General features: G+C 39.6%; 22 protein-coding genes and 1 riboswitch. Of the genes, 9 read left to right on the top strand and 13 right to left on the bottom strand.

What is annotated here, in order from left to right:
* Window positions 1-64: 64 nt before the first annotated feature.
* The gene (locus tag AC0KTX_RS08470) at window positions 65-238 is read left to right on the top strand and encodes a hypothetical protein (RefSeq protein ID WP_474251785.1); all 174 of its coding nucleotides are present in this window, start codon (window positions 65-67) and stop codon (window positions 236-238) included.
* 304 nt (window positions 239-542) lie between these two features.
* Here AC0KTX_RS08470 and AC0KTX_RS08465 read toward each other — a convergent pair whose 3' ends face one another.
* From AC0KTX_RS08465 to AC0KTX_RS08455, 3 genes are all read right to left on the bottom strand, one after another.
* The gene (locus AC0KTX_RS08465) at window positions 543-986 is read right to left on the bottom strand and encodes a threonine/serine exporter family protein (protein WP_474251784.1); all 444 of its coding nucleotides are present in this window, start codon (window positions 984-986) and stop codon (window positions 543-545) included.
* Window positions 987-1,039: 53 nt separating this feature from the next.
* A complete protein-coding gene (locus tag AC0KTX_RS08460) occupies window positions 1,040-1,792 on the bottom strand; it encodes a threonine/serine exporter family protein (RefSeq protein ID WP_474251783.1) in 753 nt (250 codons plus the stop codon).
* 135 nt (window positions 1,793-1,927) lie between these two features.
* Window positions 1,928-2,764: a TetR/AcrR family transcriptional regulator gene (locus tag AC0KTX_RS08455; protein ID WP_474251782.1), complete on the bottom strand. Its 837-nt coding sequence runs from the start codon at window positions 2,762-2,764 to the stop codon at window positions 1,928-1,930.
* Between the two features lie 169 nt (window positions 2,765-2,933).
* Between AC0KTX_RS08455 and AC0KTX_RS08450 the strand changes: the two genes are divergently transcribed.
* Entirely contained in the window at window positions 2,934-4,370 is a 1,437-nt protein-coding gene (locus AC0KTX_RS08450) for a DHA2 family efflux MFS transporter permease subunit (RefSeq protein WP_474251831.1), read from the top strand.
* A gap of 135 nt (window positions 4,371-4,505) precedes the next feature.
* Here AC0KTX_RS08450 and AC0KTX_RS08445 read toward each other — a convergent pair whose 3' ends face one another.
* Together AC0KTX_RS08445 and AC0KTX_RS08440 are read right to left on the bottom strand one after the other, a co-directional pair.
* Window positions 4,506-5,345 carry an MBL fold metallo-hydrolase gene (locus AC0KTX_RS08445; protein WP_474251781.1) on the bottom strand — a complete coding sequence of 280 codons (840 nt, stop codon included), beginning with the start codon at window positions 5,343-5,345 and terminating at the stop codon, window positions 4,506-4,508.
* A 28-nt stretch (window positions 5,346-5,373) separates the two neighbouring features.
* Window positions 5,374-5,733, bottom strand: a complete 360-nt coding sequence (locus AC0KTX_RS08440; protein WP_474251780.1) for a phage holin family protein — start codon at window positions 5,731-5,733, stop codon at window positions 5,374-5,376.
* An 881-nt stretch (window positions 5,734-6,614) separates the two neighbouring features.
* Window positions 6,615-6,702: riboswitch (cyclic di-GMP riboswitch) on the top strand.
* 150 nt (window positions 6,703-6,852) lie between these two features.
* Between AC0KTX_RS08440 and AC0KTX_RS08435 the strand changes: the two genes are divergently transcribed.
* Window positions 6,853-7,203, top strand: a complete 351-nt coding sequence (locus tag AC0KTX_RS08435; RefSeq protein WP_474251779.1) for a hypothetical protein — start codon at window positions 6,853-6,855, stop codon at window positions 7,201-7,203.
* A 138-nt stretch (window positions 7,204-7,341) separates the two neighbouring features.
* On the top strand, window positions 7,342-7,671 hold the full coding sequence (locus AC0KTX_RS08430) for a CHY zinc finger protein (protein WP_474251778.1): 330 nt from the start codon (window positions 7,342-7,344) through the stop codon (window positions 7,669-7,671).
* Window positions 7,672-7,848: 177 nt separating this feature from the next.
* Here the strand turns inward: AC0KTX_RS08430 and AC0KTX_RS08425 are convergent, their stop codons facing one another.
* The 7 genes from AC0KTX_RS08425 to AC0KTX_RS08395 form a co-directional block, all read right to left on the bottom strand.
* Window positions 7,849-8,478, bottom strand: a complete 630-nt coding sequence (locus tag AC0KTX_RS08425; protein ID WP_474251777.1) for a class D sortase — start codon at window positions 8,476-8,478, stop codon at window positions 7,849-7,851.
* Window position 8,479: 1 nt separating this feature from the next.
* Window positions 8,480-9,871, bottom strand: coding sequence for a processed acidic surface protein (locus AC0KTX_RS08420; protein WP_474251776.1), 1,392 nt, complete (start codon window positions 9,869-9,871; stop codon window positions 8,480-8,482).
* A gap of 1,196 nt (window positions 9,872-11,067) precedes the next feature.
* The gene (locus AC0KTX_RS08415; protein WP_474251775.1) at window positions 11,068-11,709 is read right to left on the bottom strand and encodes a hypothetical protein; all 642 of its coding nucleotides are present in this window, start codon (window positions 11,707-11,709) and stop codon (window positions 11,068-11,070) included.
* An 81-nt stretch (window positions 11,710-11,790) separates the two neighbouring features.
* Window positions 11,791-13,167 carry an alkaline phosphatase gene (locus AC0KTX_RS08410; RefSeq protein ID WP_474251774.1) on the bottom strand — a complete coding sequence of 459 codons (1,377 nt, stop codon included), beginning with the start codon at window positions 13,165-13,167 and terminating at the stop codon, window positions 11,791-11,793.
* A gap of 886 nt (window positions 13,168-14,053) precedes the next feature.
* Window positions 14,054-15,568, bottom strand: coding sequence for an acetyl-CoA hydrolase/transferase family protein (locus AC0KTX_RS08405; RefSeq protein WP_474251773.1), 1,515 nt, complete (start codon window positions 15,566-15,568; stop codon window positions 14,054-14,056).
* Window positions 15,569-15,701: 133 nt separating this feature from the next.
* Entirely contained in the window at window positions 15,702-16,346 is a 645-nt protein-coding gene (locus AC0KTX_RS08400; RefSeq protein WP_474251772.1) for a LytTR family DNA-binding domain-containing protein, read from the bottom strand.
* Window positions 16,347-16,507: 161 nt separating this feature from the next.
* Entirely contained in the window at window positions 16,508-17,308 is an 801-nt protein-coding gene (locus AC0KTX_RS08395) for a family 4 glycosyl hydrolase (protein WP_474251771.1), read from the bottom strand.
* A 157-nt stretch (window positions 17,309-17,465) separates the two neighbouring features.
* Between AC0KTX_RS08395 and AC0KTX_RS08390 the strand changes: the two genes are divergently transcribed.
* From AC0KTX_RS08390 to AC0KTX_RS08375, 4 genes are all read left to right on the top strand, one after another.
* Window positions 17,466-17,765 carry a MurR/RpiR family transcriptional regulator gene (locus tag AC0KTX_RS08390; protein WP_474251770.1) on the top strand — a complete coding sequence of 100 codons (300 nt, stop codon included), beginning with the start codon at window positions 17,466-17,468 and terminating at the stop codon, window positions 17,763-17,765.
* Between the two features lie 62 nt (window positions 17,766-17,827).
* Complete coding sequence (locus AC0KTX_RS08385; RefSeq protein WP_474251769.1) at window positions 17,828-18,232, top strand: SIS domain-containing protein; 405 nt, start codon at window positions 17,828-17,830, stop codon at window positions 18,230-18,232.
* A 37-nt stretch (window positions 18,233-18,269) separates the two neighbouring features.
* Window positions 18,270-19,397 (top strand): glycerate kinase, encoded by a 1,128-nt coding sequence (locus AC0KTX_RS08380; RefSeq protein WP_474251768.1) that lies wholly within the window; start codon window positions 18,270-18,272, stop codon window positions 19,395-19,397.
* 580 nt (window positions 19,398-19,977) lie between these two features.
* On the top strand, window positions 19,978-20,424 hold the full coding sequence (locus AC0KTX_RS08375; RefSeq protein WP_474251767.1) for a universal stress protein: 447 nt from the start codon (window positions 19,978-19,980) through the stop codon (window positions 20,422-20,424).
* A 477-nt stretch (window positions 20,425-20,901) separates the two neighbouring features.
* Here AC0KTX_RS08375 and AC0KTX_RS08370 read toward each other — a convergent pair whose 3' ends face one another.
* A complete protein-coding gene (locus tag AC0KTX_RS08370; protein WP_474251766.1) occupies window positions 20,902-21,546 on the bottom strand; it encodes a ThuA domain-containing protein in 645 nt (214 codons plus the stop codon).
* A 699-nt stretch (window positions 21,547-22,245) separates the two neighbouring features.
* On the opposite strand from AC0KTX_RS08370, the gene AC0KTX_RS08365 reads away from it, so the two are divergent.
* The gene (locus AC0KTX_RS08365) at window positions 22,246-23,070 is read left to right on the top strand and encodes a DUF4352 domain-containing protein (protein ID WP_474251765.1); all 825 of its coding nucleotides are present in this window, start codon (window positions 22,246-22,248) and stop codon (window positions 23,068-23,070) included.
* The last annotated feature ends 701 nt before the right edge of the window (window positions 23,071-23,771 follow it).

Genomic DNA, 23,771 nt, shown 5'->3' with positions numbered 1-23,771 from the left:
TAACCATGATCACTGTTACAAGTGAAAAACAGAGCAAATTTTTTCCCCTAATGAATGAACCACCATGCGGAGCCAGCAAACTGATTTGGAAATCATGGTGATCTCTCCGGCAACTGCAGAACCGACAATAATGGGGGTGAATGATGAAACGGATCAGAGGCCGCAAATGGCGCCTTATGGAATAAATGCCCTCCCATCATATAACATGTTTTCTCCGCTTCACGCTCTTTTTTTGTAACAACATGGCAACAAGCACCAAACCCTGAAGGAGGGGCCATTTCATCCGCCATAATATGGACGCATGCGGCAAATAATTTCCGCTTCGATCATTGAGCTTCCAAAATGCGCAGGCTGCTTTATCGATCGACCCATCCATAACGGAAGCCAGCATTGTTTCTAAAGATAAGGCCTAGGAGCATCAAATTTTCCCTTTCCGTCCAAATAAAAAAACCATCCATTCTCGGAAACATTTTTTTGTTCCGGCACCGTTTATGCAAATTCGCCAAAAATACTATCAGGTTGTTGAAACGGATTCAGGCGGCTTACATCCGTTGCGATATTCTTTTGTGAATTTTTACCATCATTTTAGTTACTACTTCCGAAAAGACCAATCCAATTGCAATAGCGCCAGAGATCATAAAAGCTTTGGCCGCATATTCGATGGCTGCAAAATAATGTTGCTGCACAACGTGGCGCATCGCATCGTAAGCCAATCCCCCTGGGACAAGCGGGATGATTCCCGGAACCGTAAATATTATGATCGGCGCTTTATACGTTTTGGAGAAAAAATGGCTTAAAAAGGCAACAAGGAGCGATGTGATAAATGTAGCGAGAATTTGATCAAACCGTAAATAGACTAAATATAAATAAGGAATCCATCCGACGACTCCCGCAATGCCGCATGGCAGCAATGTTTTTTTTGGTACATTAAAAATCATTCCAAAAGCTATGGCAGAAATAAAACTAGCTGCGAGTTGTGCCAGCATTTCAACATTCCTCTCAATTCCGTTTTGGAAAAATATTCTTTAAGAGCCGTCGGCTAGTTTAGCAAAAGTGATATAACGACCGCAATTCCCGACCCAATGGCAAAAGCGGTAAGAAAAGCTTCTGCTCCTTTCGATAATCCCGCCACTAAATGTCCGGCCATCAAGTCGCGTACTGCATTAGTAATCTGCAAACCAGGAACAAGTGGCATAACGGAGCCGATAATAATTTTATCTAAATCTGTCCCGAATCCAAGCCGGACTTGCCAAAAAGCAGTAAATCCTATAATCAACGAAGAAAAAAATTCGGCAAAGAATCTAATTTTCACAAAACGATGAATATAGACTAAAGAAGCAAATCCTAATCCTCCCGACAACATGGCCGGTATAAAATCCGTCCACATTCCCCTGAACATAATGACAAACCATCCGCTTGCTATCGATGCGGACAGCAATTGCAGCCAAATTGGATAGAGAGGCTTTGACTTGTCAATTTGCTTCAGCTTGATGACGGCTTCACGGACGGAAATCCCGCCGCTGGCAATTTGTCTGGATATGCTGTTGACCAAAGCCACTTTATTTAAATCAATCGTACGATCCGAAACACGAACTAGCTTTGTTTGCTCAATGTCGTCAAACGAAAAAATGATCCCTGTCGGCATGGCAAAACAATGAGACCGTTCAACTCCGAGTGCTTTCGCCATCCTTAGCATCGTATCCTCAACACGGTATGTTTCCGCCCCGTTTTCAAGCATGATTTTTCCCGCCAATAAGCATGCTTCAAAGATTTCTTTTGTTTGTGCCAGCATTGAAAATCTCCCCGATCAACACCGTTTTTTCTATTATATCCCAGTTGCAGAAATTTGAATGACAAAAAGAAAACAGTCCTGCAAGACTGTATTTTCTTTCATACTGTAATAATTTTTCATAATGAAGAAGCAAAGTCAATCTTTCAAAACATCATCGATGAATTTCTCAAGTTCCTTTTTCTTATCGATTTGCGCCACGACTGCATGAATAAGAGTCCGACGCGGAACGGCTGATTGCAATTCTTCTTTCAAAAATAACAGCAATTCCTTTTGGCTGTCGCTGGCGGTTTGCTCGAGTAAATCGATTTTTTTCATAAGTATTTCCTTTTTTTGTTTCCGTTTCAGCTGCGACTTCGGTTCCAATCTTTTTACAAGGCTAATCTCAAATAATTGATCGTCGCCCTGAACAACGTTGGAAGAAATCATCTCAATTCTTCTCATCGCGTAAGAAATGATATCGCTGATTTCGATCTCTATTTCTGCATTCACGGCAAAATGGATCATATTTTGCACCATGCCATGCAATAAAACAGCCAAATCCAATGAATAATCCTTTATTTGTTCGCCCAAAACTTCGATCAGACGTTTTTGCAACCAGCACAGTTCATCAAAATAATGCTGCTGCACCATTCTCTTGAGTTCTCGATCCTCCGAAACAAGGACGCCGTAAAATAAAGCGAACAGATTATTTTCCTTGGCGACTTCCATCTTGACTCGAATTTGTTCAACAAAACCCTTTTTATCATTTCTTTTCCTGCCTGCCAATACTTCCATTCTCCGCTTTTCTGTTTCCATATGAATTTTTTCAAAAATGCCCAATAAAAGCTCTTTTTTAGACGGAAAATAATTATAAAAGGTTCCTTTCGATATGCCGCTTTTTTCCAAAATATCTTGCACGGATGTCGCCACAAAACCTTTTTCAACAAAAAGATGCTGTGCTGCCTCCATTACTTGTTTTTTTCGATCATTCAATTTGCTGCACTTCCTCCAAAACGCAACTGAGAAATATTTATTGATTTTTTTCTACTAACAGTATATATTATGATAGTGTTTAGAACAACAGTATAAAAAAATATACCTTTAGTATAGGAGGTTGCGGAAATTGAACAATCAGGGATTTTTGGAGAAACCGCCTTATGCGATGATTGCGATTTTGTTTATTGGAGCCTTTGTATCGTTCATAAATGAAACGTTTTTAAACGTTGCCCTTCCATCGATCATGAAGGATTTTGAAGTGTCCCCTTCGACTGTTCAATGGCTGTCAACAGGCTACATGCTGATTAACGGTATTTTAATTCCCGCCAGCGCATTTTTATTACAAAAGTTCACAAATCGGCAATTGTATATTACAGCGATGTCGTTTTTTACAGCCGGAACGATCTTGGCTTCCCTTTCACCGACATTTGCTGTTTTGCTTTTGGCAAGGATGCTCCAAGCAGCGGGTTCAGCCATTATGGCTCCGCTTTTAATGAACGTAATGCTTGTGGCTTTCCCTATCGAACGGCGCGGAACGGCAATGGGGATTTTCGGGCTTGTTATGATTACCGCTCCGGCCATCGGACCGACATTATCCGGCTGGATTGTTGAACATTATTCATGGCGCACATTGTTTGATCTAGTTATACCAATTTCCGCCATCACACTTTTATTAGCCATTTTTAAATTAAAAAACATTTTGCCGCAAAAGCAAATCTCATTGGATATTTGGTCGCTTATATTATCAAGCATTGGATTTGGCGGCATCTTATACGGATTCAGCTCCGCCGGTGAAAAAGGCTGGGATTCCGTTTATGTTTACGGAACTATTCTAATCGGTGCAATCAGTCTCATTTTCTTTATTTTGCGTCAGTTGAAATTGCAGGAGCCTCTATTGGAATTCCGTATTTATAAATATCCGATGTTTGCTCTGTCATCGGCTATTTCGATCGTTATCTCTATGGCAATGTTCTCGGCAATGCTCCTCATGCCCATTTATATCCAAACAATCCGCGGCATTTCGCCGTTTGATTCAGGGCTTTTATTGCTCCCAGGAGCCATCGTCATGGGAATCATGTCGCCGATCACGGGTCGGTTATTTGATAAATTTGGCGCAAAAGCACTTGCCATTATCGGATTGTCCATTACCATTTATACAACTTATGTATTCAGCAACTTAACGATGGACACTTCATACGGCTATTTAATGTTCATCTATGCGTTACGAATGTTTGGCATGTCGATGGTTATGATGCCGGTTATGACAAACGGAATCAATCAGCTGCCGCAAAGCATGAATCCCCATGCTACAGCGATGAACAACACATTGCAGCAAGTATCCGGTGCAGTCGGTTCAGCGCTTCTCGTGACATTAATGCAAAATAAAACGGAAGCGGAAGCGAAAGAGCTGGCACAGGCAGCAGCCGGCGATCCTGCCAAAATGGCGGATATTATGAAAGAGGCTATGCTTCACGGCATCAACTTTTCTTTTAAAGTATCCGTCTTCATTGCGCTCGTTGCTCTTGTTCTCACGTTCTTTATTAAACGGGTGAAGCCTGAAAAAGATGAAAAAGAGCCTTTATTGAAACAATCAGCTTCTTAAATAATTTGGTGTTGGCTGCAATGATAAACCTTTAGAAAAAGCATCCGACAACAAGGAGACCGGTTTCGATAAGAAGGAATCAAAAACCTCCCGCCCCCTAATTTGCTTTGGGAACGGGAGGTACATTTTTCTGCATTAGTGTTTGACATACTTGCCTCTTTCCGGAATGGCTATGCGGTCAAATTCTTGCACCAATTTTTTTAAACTGGCTGCCAACCTCTCGCCGCTCATCGGCAATCCATGTCCTGTCACAGCAACGGAGGGCTTTAATGCTTCCAATTTTTTCACTGATGCCCATGCCAAATCCCAGTCAGTCGTCAAATATCTTGGCGGACCGCTGATTTCTTGTTCTTGTGTAAAAACTTTATAAAGATATTCCTGTTTCACCGTAACAAAGGCATCCCCTGCAATGAGGAACCGGTCTTTTTCCCTGAATAAGGAAATATGCCCGGGTGTATGTCCTGGCGTATGAATCCAGCGCCATTCGGACAACACTGGGATCGTCCCATCGGAAGGAAGCTTTTCGACATGCTTTCCAAGGTTTATTGGCTCAGTTGGAAACGTCGGGGACATTTTCGCAACCAATCCGCCTTCAACGGAAAAATCCGGTTCTGGATAGCTTTGTTTACCTGTTAAAAAAGGGATTTCCAATTCATGAGCATACACTTTGACATTCCAATATTTTACCAATTCAACAACCGCCCCAACGTGGTCAAAATGGCCATGGGTTAGAACAATTCCTTTCGGTTTGCTATTGGCTCCAAAGTGCTTTTCGCAAACAGACACTATGGCGTCAGCGGATTTCGGCATTCCTGCATCAACTAATATCCACTCTTTTTCCGGTCTGCCGACGAAGCAAACATTCACAATTTGCACAGTTTGGCAATATACATCGGAAGCCAATTCACGTCCTGTTCCGCTTTCAAGCGAAGTAACAGGGATAAAATGATAATCGCTTCCATACGTTATCTCCATGTTTTCACATCCTATCATTTCTCTTTGTTCATGAAGCCGGCGACTTTTGTGTTTTCCCGCTTCGGATGAGCCACAAATGTACGAAGTATTCAATAATCGCCAAAATCGCTCCCGTCAAAATCGCCCCAAAAAACGTGACCTCCGCCCCTTCAAACATATTTGAAATGATATAGACCATCAGCACGGATACGGCAAAATCAGCGATGGTACTCATCCATAATGTTCCCTTTTTGAGCAAGATGTACTCCATTGCGACGCCTACTGCGGCTATTATAAAACCTACAACCATTGCTTGATAATAATTTTGATAATACACATTGGGAAATAACCATCCCGAAAGAATCACAGCTATCGGGGATGCAATCACTTTCAACAAAAAGCTGTTCATATGAATGACCTCCTTTCCTTTTCCATGGAAGAATGAAAACAAATGCCGCTTTTTACGGCAATTGCATATGTTAAAATTTGCTGCGTGCGAGACTCCGGCGTCAGATCTGATAGGACAGGTAACAGCAATAGTTATTTTTTGATTTACAAATTTTTTTATGTAAATAAAATTTTTCCCTAAGGATCCTAAATGTAGTTCTACTAGTTCATTTGCTGAAAAAATGCAGCACATATTTTCCTAATTAGGAAAAATTATTATTTCGCCGTAATAAATGGTCAAAAAGATTAAGTCCTGAATTTTGTTTAAAAAGGAAGCGGTTTGATTGGCCGAGAATTTAGGTTTACTGGTCTGGGAGTGTGATTTTACACAATAATTAGGACTCGGCCGTCAAAAATGGATTTTATTCATTATCATAAACTTGCGAAGTAAAAGATGGAAAGCAGAGGGAGAAGAGATTCATGTAGAGCAAATTCTTTCAATAGTACTGTATAAAATCGGGAGGCAGCAGTTTCGTCAGAAGCAAACGACCAAGGAATTTTGAACGATAAAATGCACCGCTGCAAACAGTTGCATTGTGAAAGACATTAAGCTTTTGCCATTTTACAGATAGCTGCCACGAAACAGCAGAAAAAAAGAATGGTTTCACTTCGCGATGTTGCCTATTCTTTCTCAAGTTAAAGCTGAAAGACGATTGGATCCTCGATTCAAATAATAAAATCGAAAAAGAAGAATATAAGTCTTATTACCTATTAATAAATAGTTAAATTGTCCTTATTATTGGCAAAATATATAAAAAATAGACCAAAAATACTATTTTAATTTTTCCGTGATATTTGTTATATTGATCTTTAGACAAATAACAGCATATTTCTACAAATTTAATAAATATTCGGCAAACTACTCGAAAGGGTAGGGCGCAAAACTAAAGGGGCTAAATCTTGTTAAAAGATATGCCAGCCAGTTGCTCTTCTCTTAAGAATCGTACCGGTTCTTAAAGAAGATTTTTCACAAATGCTCTATTACTGTCCTCTTTAGTAGAGGACATTTTTTTTCGAAAGAAACTTTTTTCATTTGGCGCTGCAATGCAGTTTTGAAAAATGGAAGGAGAATTTTCCAAAAATGACTAAAAGGGGATATTTTATCATTACCGTAAATCAAACGATGAAAATCGTCAACTTGGTAATTGCCGGCGCTTTCAATCCCCAACAAACAGAAGACTTCATCCATGATTACCACAATAAAATTTCCAACATTGATGTTGAAAGTTTCAATTTAAGAGTTGATTTTACGGAATTGGATGCGATTACAGAGGATGCGTTGCCTAAACTAGAAAGATCTTTTAAATTGTATAAAGAATCCGGATTTAAAAAAATTGTTTTTGTCATCAAGAAAAGCCCAATCATAAAAATGCGGCTGAACACAGTTGCCAAAAACGCCGGGTTGTTTAATAGCGAAGTAGAAGAAGTATAAAAAGAAACGGAGGCTCTGCCGTACGTCAGCAGAGCCTTCAAAATACAGAAATATCAGGAAGCGCATGGGAAGGGCTTAATGAAACATCTATTGCATTGCAAACAGTGACACTTTGCTATTGAAAGGAGGCAAACCAACGTGATTATTCATGGTATTGAGGTAAAAGGAAAGGTAGTGGATCAAAAAACCCGCTGTGAGCACTATCATAAAGAGGAAGATGTAATTGCCATCAAGTTTTATTGCTGTGGAACGTATTTTCCATGCTATGAGTGCCATGAAGAAGGGGGATGCGGAGATCATAAAGTTTGGCCGAAGAATCTTTTTCATGAAAAAGCTGTTTTGTGCGGGAATTGCGGATATGAATTAACAATTGAAGAATATTTGCACGGTTCGTATATCTGTCCTGTTTGCGGCATTCAGTTTAATCCGCGCTGCGCTCTTCATCGGCATTATTATTTCGAGACATAAATAAATTTGGCCAGAGACGAGAACGCAATGGAATAGTTAACGCCTTCACTACGAGAAACCAACATTGCAGACCCTCGCCTTTTTTCATGATACATATCCGTTAGAGGCTCCGTTCCGACGCTTTCCAGTTCTTCCGTCTGCATCGCCTTCAACGAAGGGCGAATTTTCACCCAATAACTATGTTGTTTTTTTCGACAAAAGATACGCTACAAGAACGTACCGTTCCGGCGCAGAACCGATAAAATGAAACGGGTAGCATGTGCTGACAGTTAAAGTTGCCCGCGGTTTCGGAACAATAACGGTTCGGTCATTCGCATCAACAATCCGCACTTTATAGACTTTGTACGTAAATTCTCCGGCAGTGGTTTTCACGATCAACAGATCTCCTGCACCTACTTCTCCAAGTCTCCGAAATACTGTATCCCGATGTCCCGAAAGAACAGAATTGTCTTTTTCCCCCGGCAAAACACTGCCGGCAAAGTGGCCGACCCCTTTTTCAAGCTCGTCTTCATTTGTTCCGTGATAAATCGGTAGTGTCGCCTTTAATTTCGGAATGTATAGATCCCCAATATAATCGCCTATTTTAGGTCTAGTCGGGTATAACTCTTTTTCGTTTTTATCCGTTTTGACAGCTTCTGTCTTTTCTTCGGCAGCCGAATGAACTTGAAAAAGAAAATAGCCTTTTGCAAATTTATAAATATTAGTGGTCGAAAACCATAATCCGAATAAAACCGCAACAACAGCCAATGAAAGAAGAAGCAATCGTTTAGGGCGTTTGCTTCTTCTCTTATTGATTCTTAACCCCATATTATGCCTTCCTTACCTTGCGATAGATCACAATCCCTGAAGCAAGAATGAAGAATCCTAACATGGCATTTATGCCGTAGTCAGAAGCAGTTTTCGGAAGCTTTGCTCCTTTGACGGTTTTATGCATGGTATGATTGCCGGCTTTTAATTGTTTTTTCATTTTGACAGGGGCTTCCGCAACGTTTTGAACGGCATTATTGATCGCTTTGCCGGTATCAACGACATGTTCAGAATCTACCATTTCTCCCGTGATGAGAAGGTCTGCTAAAAACTTGCCGTCTATCAGGCTGAATAATTTAATTTTCAGATTGGCATTTGTCAAATGATCTAACAACATCAGGTCGCGGAGTTGAACTGGCTCTTCGGAACCATTTTTCACCAGACTGAATTCAACTTTTAATTGGAGAAGGTCCAACAAATCTTGAAAAATATCCAAAAGCTCCGCAATTTGCTCCTCGGAAAGTTCCGAAGCGGTTTCAAAATCGGGAATAGCCATCATTCTGTCAGCCAATTGTTCTAATCTTTCCAGCGTTTGAGGATTTGCAAGAGAGCCCTCTATCGATTGAAAATGGTTATACAAACGATCCAACTCTTCATCTGTCAGACCAAACTCTTCTTGAACAAAAGATAAAATCCCATCCAACATCTCTTCGTCTATTGGGAACGTAAAGGCAAAAACATCTACATCAAGATCATCAATGAAAACATAGTCATCGAGGTCTTTTCCATTCTCTTTTAACAATTTGTGCAAACTTTCTTCATCAAGGCCATAATCATCATAAATCGGCTGCAAATTGCTTAAATCCGATTTAATCACTTCACCCAAGAAATCTTGCAGTTCTGCAACAGTCGAAAAATCTTCCAGTCTTGAATCATAGTTGGCAAGAGAGTTTTTAATATGATCAATCGTTACAGGAAACCCTCTGATAGCGCTAATTTGTTTTAAATACTCCGTGAGATTTTCGTTAAAATCCGGCTCTTGCTCAACAGAGCCATCCTCAGTATAAACGTCCAAAGCCATTGCAAGATTATCCAAAAATACATAATCCTCTAATTTTTCGCCGTTTTCTTCAAGCAATTGTCTTAGACTCGTTTCATCAAGACCATAGTTTCTATAAATCTCGTCCAAATTGCTTAAATCCGCAGAAATCACTTCTCCCAAAAAATCGCTCAGCTCTGCCACAGTGTCGAAATTTTCGATATTTTCACCATAGTCAGAAAGAGCAAATTCTATGTTTTCTCTCGTAACATTGAAACCTCTTTTATTGCTGACCTCTCCTAGATATTTAGCTAAATCTTCCTCAAAACTAGCATTTTGCGCCGCGTACGATAAACTAGGCAAAGCCCAAATAAATAATGAGAAAACGAATAAAACAACCCCCAGTTTTTTCAAACGATTCTCTCCTTTACATTATCGTTCTATTTTCCTAAATAATTATAAAATATTGAAAATAGTGCTAGCAACTGGTTTTATAACAAAATTTGAATAATATGGGATGAAAAGAAATGTTGAGGAGAAACAGGGATGAAAAAGAGCATTCCCCTATTTCTGTTCCCGGATAACAATATCATAATACAAGGTAATATGCTACCCTCTCATCTCATTGATCAAGTTTGTGTATTTTCGTGCAGCGCTGTTCATGGAGTTTTTATATATGTCACTGTGGGATTGATTCGTTTTTTGATACTGCTCCATTGCTTCGCCGATTTTATCAACAATTTTCCCTCCGCTATTTCTCATTTCCTGACGTGACGAATCAAATGCACCAGTTCCGCATCCAGTTCATTCATTCGCTTTAATAACTGAATAAAAGTCTTCGCCTTATACATGAAACCCTGCTCAACATCAAAATGATAGAATATAGTCAATTTCTCCATTCAGAACATCCTTCTTTATCTTTGCAAATCAAATATTTCATGTTCAAAAAATTCCTCAAACGATTGTTTAATGGTTGTGAAAATCGTCTTCCCTTCGGAAATCTCCTGTTTATAATGCCAAAACATCAGGAATTGAAGGTATTTTACCGAGGTCATAAGAAGCTGTTACAGATGTTATTGTTGGTGTTAAAGTAAGATGAGCTGGAGCAGTATAAGTATTACTATTTAAAGCATTTTCTCCATTGAATGGCGGAGACTTTAGATTTTATATAGGAGGGCCTGATTATTAGCAAAAGTTGAAGTAGAAAATAAAAAGACAAAGCCTAAACTTGATAATGCAATGTAAATCTTTTTCATAAAACACACTCTTCTCAAATTCATTATTATTTATCGGATGTATTTGTCAATAATTAACAAGTATTAGAATTTTTATCAATTTTTATAAACCAAGTTTTAAAAATTTAGAATAAGCCTCAATATGTTACGACATATGGAGCCGCTTTAATCATGTTCAAAGACCACATAAAAAACTACCTTTCCACGTACAATAGCTCTTAATTCTTGTCTTCAAGAATATCTTTGATTTTGCTTTTCGTCCCGAATGAAAAAGCCGGCAATCCCAAGATATTTGTGCGCAGTTTGGGACCGACGGCTTTTTTGAATATGCCGGCATGTTTTTTCCTTTTATTAAATGTTTATAAAGCGCCGGCATTATAAGTCCACTTTAATCTCTTTGGCATTGTGGATTTTTTCGTCTTTTTCATTAAAAACATCGCTCGTTTTGATCGTGATTGATTCGATTTGTGAATTTTCAAGGATAAAGCCTAGATTCCCTTTTTTCGTTCCGTTCGCTTCTATTTTTCCATTTAATTCCTCCAAGTAAATATCGTCTTCCCATATTTTTTGTTCGCCGGAGTTTGTTCGCATAATGGCGACAGGAGCAAATTGGAGAGGCTGGTCGGCCGTATTCTGAATTTCCACGAAAAGTTTCACAAAATCAAACTCCTCTTCATGCGTGTAAGAATGATAAAAATCAATCAGGCTGTAATCCGGTTTGTAGTGAAGGATTTTCGCTTCCCTTATCGTTAATTGAATAGGGCCTATTTGATAAGTTTGGTGAGGAAGATTGACAGCCTTTAACGTTGCTTCCCCTTTGCGATCCCGTAATCTTTCCCCGACTTTTTGCAGCGCCCTGTCATCCGTCACTTGAGGATTCAAAATATACTGATCGTAATAGCTTGGAATAACATTGTCGGAATGTGTTTTTGAACCGGCATGTTCCTTATTCGTTTGATAAGAACAGCCCATTAACAAAAATGATAATAAACAAAATATAGCCATTGCTGTTTTCATGTTAGAACCCCCAACATTTTTACAAAAAGTTCCCATTGAATCCAAAAACAATGGGAACCTTTACCTTAAGTTTTTTTCCAATTATTTATCATCAATTTTTACTTTCGCTTTTAATAAGTCAAAAATGATTTTGGCATGATCGGTATTGTCGAGATTTCCGGCAAACCGGGCGCTTGACGGCCCAAAAGCGTACACCTGTACATCTTCGCCTGTATGCCCGCCGGTTGTCCAGCCGGTGTGGGAACGTTGATTAAAAATATTTTCTATCGCATCGTCTATTTTCGTGTAATTTTTCGTTTTAGCTGCATCTTTTACAGATTGGATTTCTTCATTCGTTAAATCAAGATTGATATATTGTTTTAATGTTTGTTCCGCATTTGCTCCTTTTAATATTTGGTCAGCGATAAAATCAGGGGTTCGTTCAGCCGCTTTAATCGGTTCGCCGAACCAATTATAAATTCCGTCTGCTCCTATTGAAAATCCTCCCGTGGAATGGTCGGCTGTTGCAACAACCAACGTTTGCTTGTCTTTTTTCGCAAATTCAACGGCTGCTTGAAACGCCCTTTCAAAGTCTTCCATTTCGCTCATCGCAGCGACGATATCGTTGTCGTGTCCGGCCCAATCAATTTGGCTTCCTTCAACCATCAGGAAAAAGCCATTTTTATTTTTGTTTAACCGTTCAATCGCCGATTTTGTCATTTCTTCCAAAGAAGGCGTATTTTGATCACGATCAATCATCTTTGGCATTCCGGCCGGTGCAAACAAGCCTATGACTTGTTTATTTTTATCTTTCAACAGTTCCTTCCGATTGGAAACATAGCTGTATCCGTCCTTTTGAAACTCCTCAACAAGATTGCGGTCTTGGCGCAAAAAAAGATCTTTGCCCCCGCCTAGCAAAACATCGATTTTATGTTTCCCGTTCACTAACTCATCATAATAATCATCGGCAATGGCATTCATATTTTTCCGGCTTATATCATGGGCTCCGAATGAGGCCGGCGTTGCATGGGTAATTTCTGAGGTGGCAACGAGACCTGTAGCTTTTCCCTTTTCTTTTGCCGCTTCTAAAACCGTCTTTACTTCGGATTCGTCATTGTCAACAGCAATGGCATTGTTATAAGTTTTCACTCCCGCTGCCATCGCTGTTGCAGCTGATGCGGAATCGGTGACGTTTTGCGCAGGGTCTTCCGGATATGTCATTTGCTGGCCGACCAAAAACCGGTCAAATGCAGTTTCTTCGACAAATTTTGTCGACGGGTCATCTTTTAAGTAGCGGTACGCAGAAGTATAAGAGACTCCCATACCGTCTCCAATCAGGAAGATAATGTTTTTCACTTTGCCGCTCCCGTGGCTTTTTGCCTCGGTGACTGTTGAAAAAGACCCCGTTAAACTAACGAGAGCGACTAAAGAAATGATTGCAAACGATATGAAATTCTGTTTGATCCTTTTCCGAAACATATTAGCCCTCCCATTTATCGTTTTCCAGCTTATTATATTTCTCTATCATTAAGGAAAAGTGAAGGGAAGTTTTCTATTCGGTAAAATTGGCAAAAACCCATCATTTCCTGCTTTTCTCCTAAAAATCATTAGGCTTACAGTCATGTTTGGCTTAACAATTTTCAAACGGGGAGTTTTTATAAACCTATGGTTGCAGTTCTATTGAGGGATTTTCCGGATTTGTTTTATTTACATTTTATTTACAATGTTATGTTTTTTACATAATGTTTATATTTTTTCAACATACGAGTTTGGAAGAACGTTGTTTCAGAGGCGAGCAGTCATGAATTGTAAAAAGCGGCCAAAACGGTGGTAAAAAAGAATGGAGCTCGTCTGCACGCAACAGACATCAAAACAGAGTTTCTCATGGTAGGAAATCGGAATGTACAACGGAAATTCATTTGCGGGGGGATCATGATCGTTTTACAAATACCTTCCAAAAGGCTGCAGGAAGAGAAAGCGATCACAAAAAATCGCTCAAAAGATGATATCTCCATTTTTTCCCAACTTCTTATCAACAGGAATGTTCTACCTATTTTGCAAATTGTCAAGGGCTTTAGACCTTTTAAGCATTTTTTGGCGCTTTTTCTCTCCCTTAACCCTTATTTCTCTCTCCCGGAAAGCTGTTCACCATTTTCACTCCATTTTTTCCGCCATGTTTGACAGGCGGCAGACCGCAAATAAAAGAATGGAGGGAGGTTTCCCTTTTTACCCAGCTTTTTGCACAACTTTATAATGGGGTTTTACTAGAGAAGATGAAAAGCAGAACGAATTGATTTCGATTCGAACTTTTTCTACTAGCTTGCTGCTTGATCCGAGTGAAAAATTAAATGGATCAATTGTACGATTAAACTCTTTGTGCAACTGCTTCAAGCATCGTTCCGTTCTTCGCATAATTGATATGCCATGAGAGAGCTTTTTCTAAGACATGTGGAGTATGTCCTCCTCTTGCAAGAGCTTCCTGATAATATTCGCGAAGCTGGTCGCGATACATAGGATGGGCGCATCGTTCGATAATCAGTTCCACTCGCTCTCTTGGCGCCAATCCCCGCAGATCCGCATACCCTTGTTCTGTGACAATGACATCTACGTCATGTTCTGTATGATCAACATGGGAGACAAAAGGTACAATGCTTGATATTTTCCCGTCTTTCGCAATAGATTTTGTCACAAAAATCGCCAGGCGGGCATTCCTAGCAAAATCACCGGATCCGCCAATGCCGTTCATCATTTTCGTTCCAAGTACGTGGGTGGAGTTTACATTGCCGTAAATGTCCACTTCTAATGCGGTATTAATAGAAATCAATCCGAGACGGCGGATAATTTCAGGATGGTTGGAAATTTCCTGCGGCCTCATGATTAAACGGCTGCGGTATTTTTTAAAATTCGCGAAAACCTCCTTCATTTTCGGCTCTGAAAGGGTAATCGAACAGCAAGAGGCAAAACGGACTTTACCCGCATCCATCAAATCGAAGACTGCATCCTGCAATACTTCGGAATATACCTCTAAATCCTCAAATTCTGATTCCAGCAAGCCGTGAAGTACTGCATTGGCGACGGAACCGATGCCTGACTGCAGCGGAGCAAGGCGTTTTGTCAGCCGGCCGGCTTTAATTTCTTTGCGCAAAAAATCAATTAAATGCTGCGCCATAATGACCGTTTCTGCATCCGGAGGGACAATTGTCGACGGTGAATCGTGCTGGTCGGTAAATACAATTCCTTTTACCTTGTCAATATCAATCGGTATTCCGATTGTGCCGATTCGGTCATCCGGTTTTGTCAGCGGAATCGGTTTTCTTTCCCCTTGTTTTCCCGGTTCATACAAATCATGCACTCCCACTAAGTCAACTGGTTGCGCCATATTAATCTCTATTATGATCGATTTTGCGTGCTGGGCAAATGACAACGAGTTTCCGATGGAGGTTGTCGGAATGACCATTCCATCTTCCGTGATAGAAACCGCTTCCAAAATTGCAAAATCGATAGGATCCATAACATTTGAACGCACTAATTCAGCAGTATGGGATAAATGCTGATCGACAAATAATATATCCCCTTGGTTGATTCCTTTTCGCATAGTGGGATCAGCCTGAAACGGAAGCCTTTTGCCCAAAATGCCCGCTTCTGCAAATAGTTTATCAACATCAGAACCTAAAGAGGCTCCTGTATACACATTCACTTTAAAAGATTCCGTCTCTGCGCGTTTCACCAACGAATACGGAACCGCTTTCACATCGCCCGCACGTGTAAATCCGCTTAACCCCAATGTCATTCCGTCTTTAATCCATGATGCGGCTTCATCAGCTGTCACCACTCGATCGCGCAGACGCGGATCTTGAATCCTGTTCAGCTTATTGTCCATTATCCCCATCACCTCTCCCAAAATGAATTTAAAATCTATTTTACTGATTAAAGCGGATGAGGCAAGGTTTTGGGAATAAATTACCGAAAATTCAGATAAACAAGCGAATTTCCATACTAAAACAGAATCATTTTTAAAACCCAAGCAATTTCCGGAAATAGCTGGAGTAGGATTGGCTGACAGGTATTTTGTCGCCATTATTCATCAACAGCAAAAAAGTTGAATGCGTATCAGGGTAAATTTCCTTAATATGATTGACATTCACGATAAAAGCCCGATGGCAACGTATAAAATAATCTTTCGGAAGCAAATATTCAAATTCCTGGAGTGAGTATTTATGCGTGCCTGAGCATCCTTCGGCGTACACATAGGTTTTTTTATCTTTTGCTTCTAAATAGGCAACTTGCGAAAAAGGAATGGGAATCCATCCGTCTTCGGTTTTAACGGTTACGACAGATTTTCCGTCTGTCAAAGCGGGAAAAATCGCAGTGACGCATCCTTCAAGCTTTCCTTCATCAAAAAACGGCACGGCCATCCCGTGATAAGGAACGCCAAACACATCGCGGTTAATAAACTCAGAGACTTTTTGTTTGCTGTGCAAGGCTTTATGGGCAATCGTTCCTTCTTTTACCAAGTCTCCCGGCCTGATTTTTAGATCAATCCGCTTACTCGGGCGGTAATAGATATATTCCTTTGTATTGGAAACAGCAATTGAAACTTCATCAGAAAACAATTCACCTATAACGTCTAAAAGGGAAACGATTGTCATTCGTTCCATCTTTTCAACACCTTTCATCATCTAAAAATCTTGCAAGATATTATTTATTTTACATCCTTTTTTCTCTTTTCTTCAAATACACGTTTCTCTCTTCCGGCTTGTACTTCATTTGCTCGTGTAAAATCGGGATTCAATTTTTTCAACACTTTATCGGGATATAATTAATATTGTAAATACGTATTTGGTAAATAATCCGGGAAGTCCCTCACCATTTGATCTACCATCACATACGTTTCCAGCCATGATTGATCCCGTTGCTCGTAGTCAGCAGGACGGAATCCATTTTTCAGAATCATTTCCCTTAACTCTGGCAATTCGTCATGTCCTTGCGGGTCGTATAAATGAGTAAACCAGCCAAAATGGTTTAATCCGAAGTATACAGGATCAAAATCACGTTCATTCATATTCAACAAACGGCCGTACGAACGAAGCAAATTTTCCGGTTGGTCACAGATATTAAGGATTCTTTTGTCTTCTGGAAACAGTTCCTGTAATGCAATTGCAACGATAGCGGCAGGATTTGTGTAGTTTAAAATCCATGCGTCTTTCGTTTTGCTTCTGACATCTTTTATTAATTGAACCATATCTCTGATCGATCTCATGCCATAGGCAAAACCGCCCGGCCCGCATGTTTCCTGCCCAATAACACCTAGTTTCAATGGGATCTTTTCGTCTTTTTCATGCATTTTATATCCGCCTGTACGTATTTGCACAAAAACAAAATCGATATCTTCCGTAAAGGCTTCCTCTTTATTTGTTGTATAACTAAAATTAATATTAGGGTATTCTTCTCTAAAGAGCACTTTCGCAAATTCGCCGATTACTTTTTGACGGTCATGATTAATATCGTACATGACCAATCGATTAATCGGGAAAGTATCTTGTCTGGAACACATTGCTTTTAAAAGGCCTGGCGTCCAAGTACTTCCTCCGCTCACAATGAGTACATTAAATTTTTTCATCGAGTTTCAGCTCCTAGTAGTATTTTTTCATGTAAACGTTTCATCGATATCTTAACGAACAAAAAGACAAAGACAGGAAAAATTTCATTTTATGAAACTTTTGACACGACCATCTATCATGGCACGTACAATTATTATGAAATGCGGAGTGATTTAGATGTATAACTTTATGGCTAAATTATTCAACTTTATCGAATCATCCACTGACCAAACAAAATCTGAAATCATTATTGCCGAATATATTTTAAGGAATGTGGAAAAAATCCCAAAAATGTCAATTTACGAATTAGCTGAAGAATGTCATACATCACCTGCCACGATCACTCGATTTTGTCAGCGCTTTGAAAATATTACATTTAAAGAATTAAAGGAATATGCCAGATCATTTATCGAATTTAATGATACTGAAGTGGACTATCAAAATCTTGAAACGAAATTCAATATACGCGTATTATGACGAATTGCATGCCTCTCTGAAGCAAACAGAGCAATTGCTCCATTCAAAGGAAATTATTCAAGTTGTCAACGCGATCCATCACTCAAAAAAGTTGCTTTTTTTGGAGTAACATTTTCTCACCTAAATGCAAGAAATGCACAATTAAAAAGTATGCTTCTGCTTACAGCAACCACGAAAATCAAATCTCCGAAGCAGAATCACTTACGCCAAGGGATTTGGCCTTTGTCATTTCTTTTTCGGGCGAGACAAGATTTATCGTTCAGCTCGTAAAGATATTAAAGAAAAGAGGTATTCCTCTTATTGCCATTACGGGCAATGAAAAAAGCTATTTAGCACAAAATGCCAAACAAATCATCAAAGTCAGCAACCGCAAACTTGAATCCTTTAAATCACCCATTTTGGAAGAAATCAATATGTTGAGTGTTATTCATTCCATTTACCTTGTTTATTCAATAGTTTTTAGATAATGCGGAAGGATGTAAAACAAATGAAGGAGGCTGCCAAATGAATATTGTCGTTGCGCCGGATTCTTTTAAAGGGAGCCTGACCTCCCCTCAAGCAGCAAATGTTATGAAACAAGCTATACTTGACCTTCCTTACGGTGATACAGTTATTGCCAAGCCAATGGCTGATGGCGGGGAAGGAACTGTCGACGCATTGTTAGCATCTTCAACTGGTGATCGGATTGAGGTAACCTGCACAGGTCCTTTGGGCGACAAAATAAAAACGTATTATGCGATCTTGCAAAACAATACCGCCGTTATTGAAGTTGCCAATATCGCAGGACTTGTTCAAGTGCCTTTGTCAAAACGAAACCCGGATGCGACCACTACTTTCGGGCTCGGCGAGGCCATGAAAGATGCAATGGATAAAGGCTGTAAATCGTTTATTATCGGTCTCGGCGGCAGTGCTACAAATGATGGAGGTCTTGGCTTTTTACAGGCGTTGGGCATGAGAGCTTGGGATCAAGAGGGAAAACAAGCGGGGATATTCGGTAAAGATTTATTATCGGTTAGCAAAGTTGATTTCGACTGTTTTGACCAGAGGTTGAAACATATTACGATAAATGTTGCTTGTGATGTGGACAATCCGTTATGCGGCGAAAAAGGTGCCAGCGCAGTTTACGGGCCGCAAAAAGGCGCCAGCAGCAAACAAATACCTATTTATGACAGAGCATTGTCCCGATTTGCTGCACTTATTGAAAAGCAACAGGGGAAAGTCTTGCATAACTTGGAGGGTGCAGGTGCTGCAGGAGGTTTGGGTTTTGCATTTCTTGCGCTAGGTGCCAACCTTGTATCCGGTGCGGAACTTGTTGCAAAAGCTTCGGCCATGGAGGACGCAATCAAGCAGGCGGATCTTGTCATAACCGGGGAAGGACAAAGCGATGAACAAACATTATATGGAAAAGCACCCGGCTATATTGCTGGTCTTGCTCAAACATACGGAATTCCAACCATATTAATATCCGGTTCACTTGCAGGCAATTTGGATGTGCTCCGCAGCAAATTCCAAGGTTGTTTTTCGATTATTACACGTCCGTCAACAATAGAAGAATGTATGGAACAAGCAGAAACATTTTTGTACAACCAAACGAAACAAGTTATGCATCTTATACACTCTTTGAAAATATAAAACGAAATCAAGCCTTTTCGTTGTTTTCCGACTTACTATGCCAAACAGGGGTAATTTGTTTTCCTTTATCAGACCATCGAAAAAGCCAGACACGGATGATTCCACTATTTTGAATTTCAAAAAAACACTTTACCCCTTTCTTAAATTTCAACTTTCTTTTAATTGACGAGTAAATCTTAAATCATATCAAAATCCCGTTTTCATACTTTTTCCCTTCCCATTTCGTTAAAAAAGCAGCTAAGATCTGGTACAAAAAATCTATGCCTTTCATAAATGAAAGGTGATAGTAATGAATGAATTTATATCACTAGGCCTCGACTATATTCCTTGCAATTTTTGTTAATTTCATCAATGTCGCTGATCATTTCTTTACGTGATCCATATTGCCTTGAAAAAAGTTTGCGTTGCTGCCGGCGCTTTGAAACGGTTCTTCCTGCAAACGATTGATCTGTTAACTCCGTTCAGTTCACAAAATGCTCACGGATTTTTCCTAAAAAATACAAAATTTCGACATTTCAAAAAATCTTCTTTCTGTTATTATAAATATATAGAAACCATTCTAATTTTTGGGGTGATGGTCATGAGTCTCCAGTACAAAAATATTTTGGTTGCCGTTGATGGATCAAAAGAAGCGGAAAAAGCGTTTAAAAAAGCAATCTCATTGGCTAAAAGTTATGATGCGACTTTAATTATTGCGCATGTTATCGATGATCGCTACGGATCAGCCGTAGTATATTCTCCAGGCATTATTCATGAAATAGAAGCAAAAGGAAAAGAATTGTTGCAAAGTTATGAAAAACAAGCAAAAGAAGCCGGGGTTGCAAATGTTAAAACACATCTCGAGCATGGATCTCCAAAAGTAAAAATCGCCAAATATATCGCTCCAAAATTTGACGCCGATCTGATTTTATGTGGGGCGACAGGTTTAAATGCTATTGAACGCCTCCTTATGGGAAGTGTGTCTGAACACATTACACGCTATGCCAAATGTGACGTGCTCGTCGTTCGATCTACCGACGAGGAATAACATCGAGAAACCCCCCTTATTTAATGGCTAAGCCAAGAAAAATCAGATATCATCCTCATGAACCTGAGTTCTGTATGAAGAAGGACTCAGGTTATTTTCGTTTTCCATGCAAATTTTCTTTATTTCTAAACTCATGACAGATTGCTTCTTTAATCGGTTTATAGGCTTGACGATGGCAATTTCCTTGTCCAAATATAGAATCCAATTTGAGCTAATTTTTAACTATTATCTATTTCATACAATTATTAGAAAGCTTTCAACTTGGAATAGAGCTGAGCCTTTCCATCCCTTTCTCAATTGGATTTTGAAAAGATTAAACGATTGATAATGGAGAAAGCGATATCCAAACATTCCTTTAGCAGCTTCCCTAACTGCCGAATGCACATAAAACAAACGCCCCATTTTTGGGACGTTCCACCTTTTTCATAAGAGGAACAACTTTAAGCCCTTACAGCGATCCGCCGTTGACAGACTGTTTCACAAAGAAGATACCCACTGTATGCATTTTCCGAGCACATCAATGAGCTGTGGATGAAGCAGACCTTCCTTTCTGTGTGCAGGAGTCAAGCAGCACACTTTTCCATTACCAAACTGGTGATACCACCCGGCAACAGAATCACCATCTGCGGATCGGGAGCGGAGAAACACGTTTGTTTCCGTTTCCTCGCAATGAACAAAATAATGTTCATCTACGATGTCAAACGACACCGAGTCCATTCTCAAGTCGGGCTTCGGATTGATCTGATAATGAACAAGCCGATGCGGATCTGGATGATACTGAAAATACCCTTTTAACATATTGACATACATTCCTTCTACCGGATAAGAAGCGAGCCCCGAATGCCAGGCGAGCCATCCTCCCCCGCTTTGCACATAGTTGCTGATCGTCTGTTCCAGGTCTTCGTCCATCCAATGATCGATGGCGGAATCAGCCGGATTGATTCTGTTTTCTTTGAATAAGATGACCGCTTTCGGACGCTGCGACAACAGATGCTGCAGTTCTTTCTCCGAACATTCCAACACCTCGATTTCTCCCGCCGCATCGATCGCCCTCTGCAAAGGCTGCCTGATCCATTCGGCAGGATGATAGTAATCACCGATAACAGCCCATATTTTTTCCATGTCCCCTCTCCCTTTCCCCATTTAAAGCAAAGTTCACACTGCCAGCCATATTCAAAGCGGCAACGGCTTTCCTAGAAAATCAATAAACACCGTTCTGCAGAACACCTTGATGTTCCCCTTCACAATATTCAAAATTCTAATAGCCGACTTCAAGGAGACCACGGTGCTTCCGTCCCTCCCATGTCCGTCCGGATCCATCCCGGATGGACACCATACACAATGATGCTTTTTTCTTCAAATAGTTCCTTAATTGTTCGGAAAACATATTCATTCCTGACTTCGACAGGGCATACGGATAATCCCCGCAATAAGCATTGTGAAAACCGCCCGCTTCTGAAGAAACTTTCATAATGTCCCAGATTGCAGCCGCAATACAATAAAGGCAAAAGATGTTTGAACACTCAAATCGAGCCGAACAAATTGATATCAGTCGCGTTATTTTTTCGCTTTGAACCCTTCGTTCATGAACGTGCATTCATAGCTTTAACTTTATTGTAAAAGATGCAACGTCAACAGAAAATATAAAATATTCAAATTTTTCTATTGATAGTTGTTATCATTTTTAAATGCACTACACGCACCCAACGAATCTTAAAGGATACGGCATTTTGCAAAATATGGCTCGCTTAGGTGTACCATTTTTGGTGCACCTGTTTTTATACAATAAAGAAGAAATGAATTTTGGGGAGGTTGTTGATCATGAAAAAAAGTTTTTTATTGCTTTTCTTATCAATTTTCGTCTTCTTGCTGACAGCTTGTGGAGAAGAAGCCGGCAAAACGGAGAGAAGTGGCGAATCCAAGGAACCGGAAGCAAAAGTGTTGACGAAAGAAGAATTCGATCGAATATTTTCAGATCCAAAGAAATATAAAGGATCCAAAGTGGATTTTTATGCGAAAATTTTCGTTGAACCTGAAAAAGATCAAGATGGAACTTATATACAAGCATTTGCAAATAACAATAGCGAACAAAACGTTATCGTTGGAATAGAAAATCCGAATCTTGATGTTGCAACTGATGACATCATTCATGTAACAGGAACAATCGAAGATGCTTTTGAAGGGGAGAACGCTTTTGGCGGAACCGTCACAGCTCCACTTATTAAGGCGGATAAAATTGAAAAAACAGACTATCAAACTGCGTTTGCACCTTCCAAGAAAACGATTAATTTGAATAAAGTCCAAAACCAACACGGTTTTAAATTAAATGTGCAAAAAGTCGAGTTGGCCGATTCAGAAACGCGCGTTTATGTAAAAATAACAAACGAATCAAAGGAAAAAATTTATTTTTATTCCTACGATGCAAAATTAATCGCAAACAACCAACAACTTGAAGAAACCTTTAACTATGAAGCCAACTACCCAGAAATACAATCGGACATTTTCCCTGGTGCATCAACAGAAGGCATCATTGTATTCCCGCCAATAAAAAATGATGCTGCTTCTTTTAAACTACACTTCGAAGGAAGCTCTGACAACTATGATATAACCTTCGAGCCTTTTGTGTATGAAGTTTCCTTAAAATGATGGGGCTGTCCAAAAAGTCAGGGTAACTGACTTTTTGGAACCTCTTTTTTTCAATTTTTCACAAAAAAATCGTCCTATCCTGTAAAATAAAGTAACCACCACTACATTTCGGAAAGGACGATTTTTTATAGCAATTAAAGGATACTAATGAAAATTATAACACACAAACAACACTCATGAATGAACTTTTATTTTATTTAATTTCATAACTAAATTTTGAAACCGGTTTTTAAGCCCCGTTCTGTGTCATCTTCCAAATGCGCAAAGCGGACGGCGCTGAGGAATTTCGATAGGCGCATCACAAGTAACTATGTGCTTACTTGTGTTACAGTTCACGATCTCTAATAAAAAAATCAATTACACTAACAGAGATTTTCTCGTAATACCGAGCGTAGTGACGGTTTGATTAATTTTCTATAATGTATATGAGTGTTCTCTAATAATTCTCCCCACCTTTGGTTAAAATAAAGTTGGTGGGTTGATAAACTGGGATTGTACCCATCTTTTTTTAAATTTTGATACATATTTCTCCCCTTTTTGAACACAAAGGTTGCATTTTTCTACCCAATTGCTATTTAGCCCCTAAATGAACTTGGACAATAAGAGTAAAAAATAATATACTGCTTAATGTACCAAGGAGGCTAAACAACATGACACGAACCAAACACTCCAAGGAGTTTAAATTACAAGTCATCAAAGAG

Source organism: Aeribacillus sp. JST-2, assembly GCF_056032925.1.
This window is presented reverse-complemented; position numbering and strand designations above follow the sequence as displayed.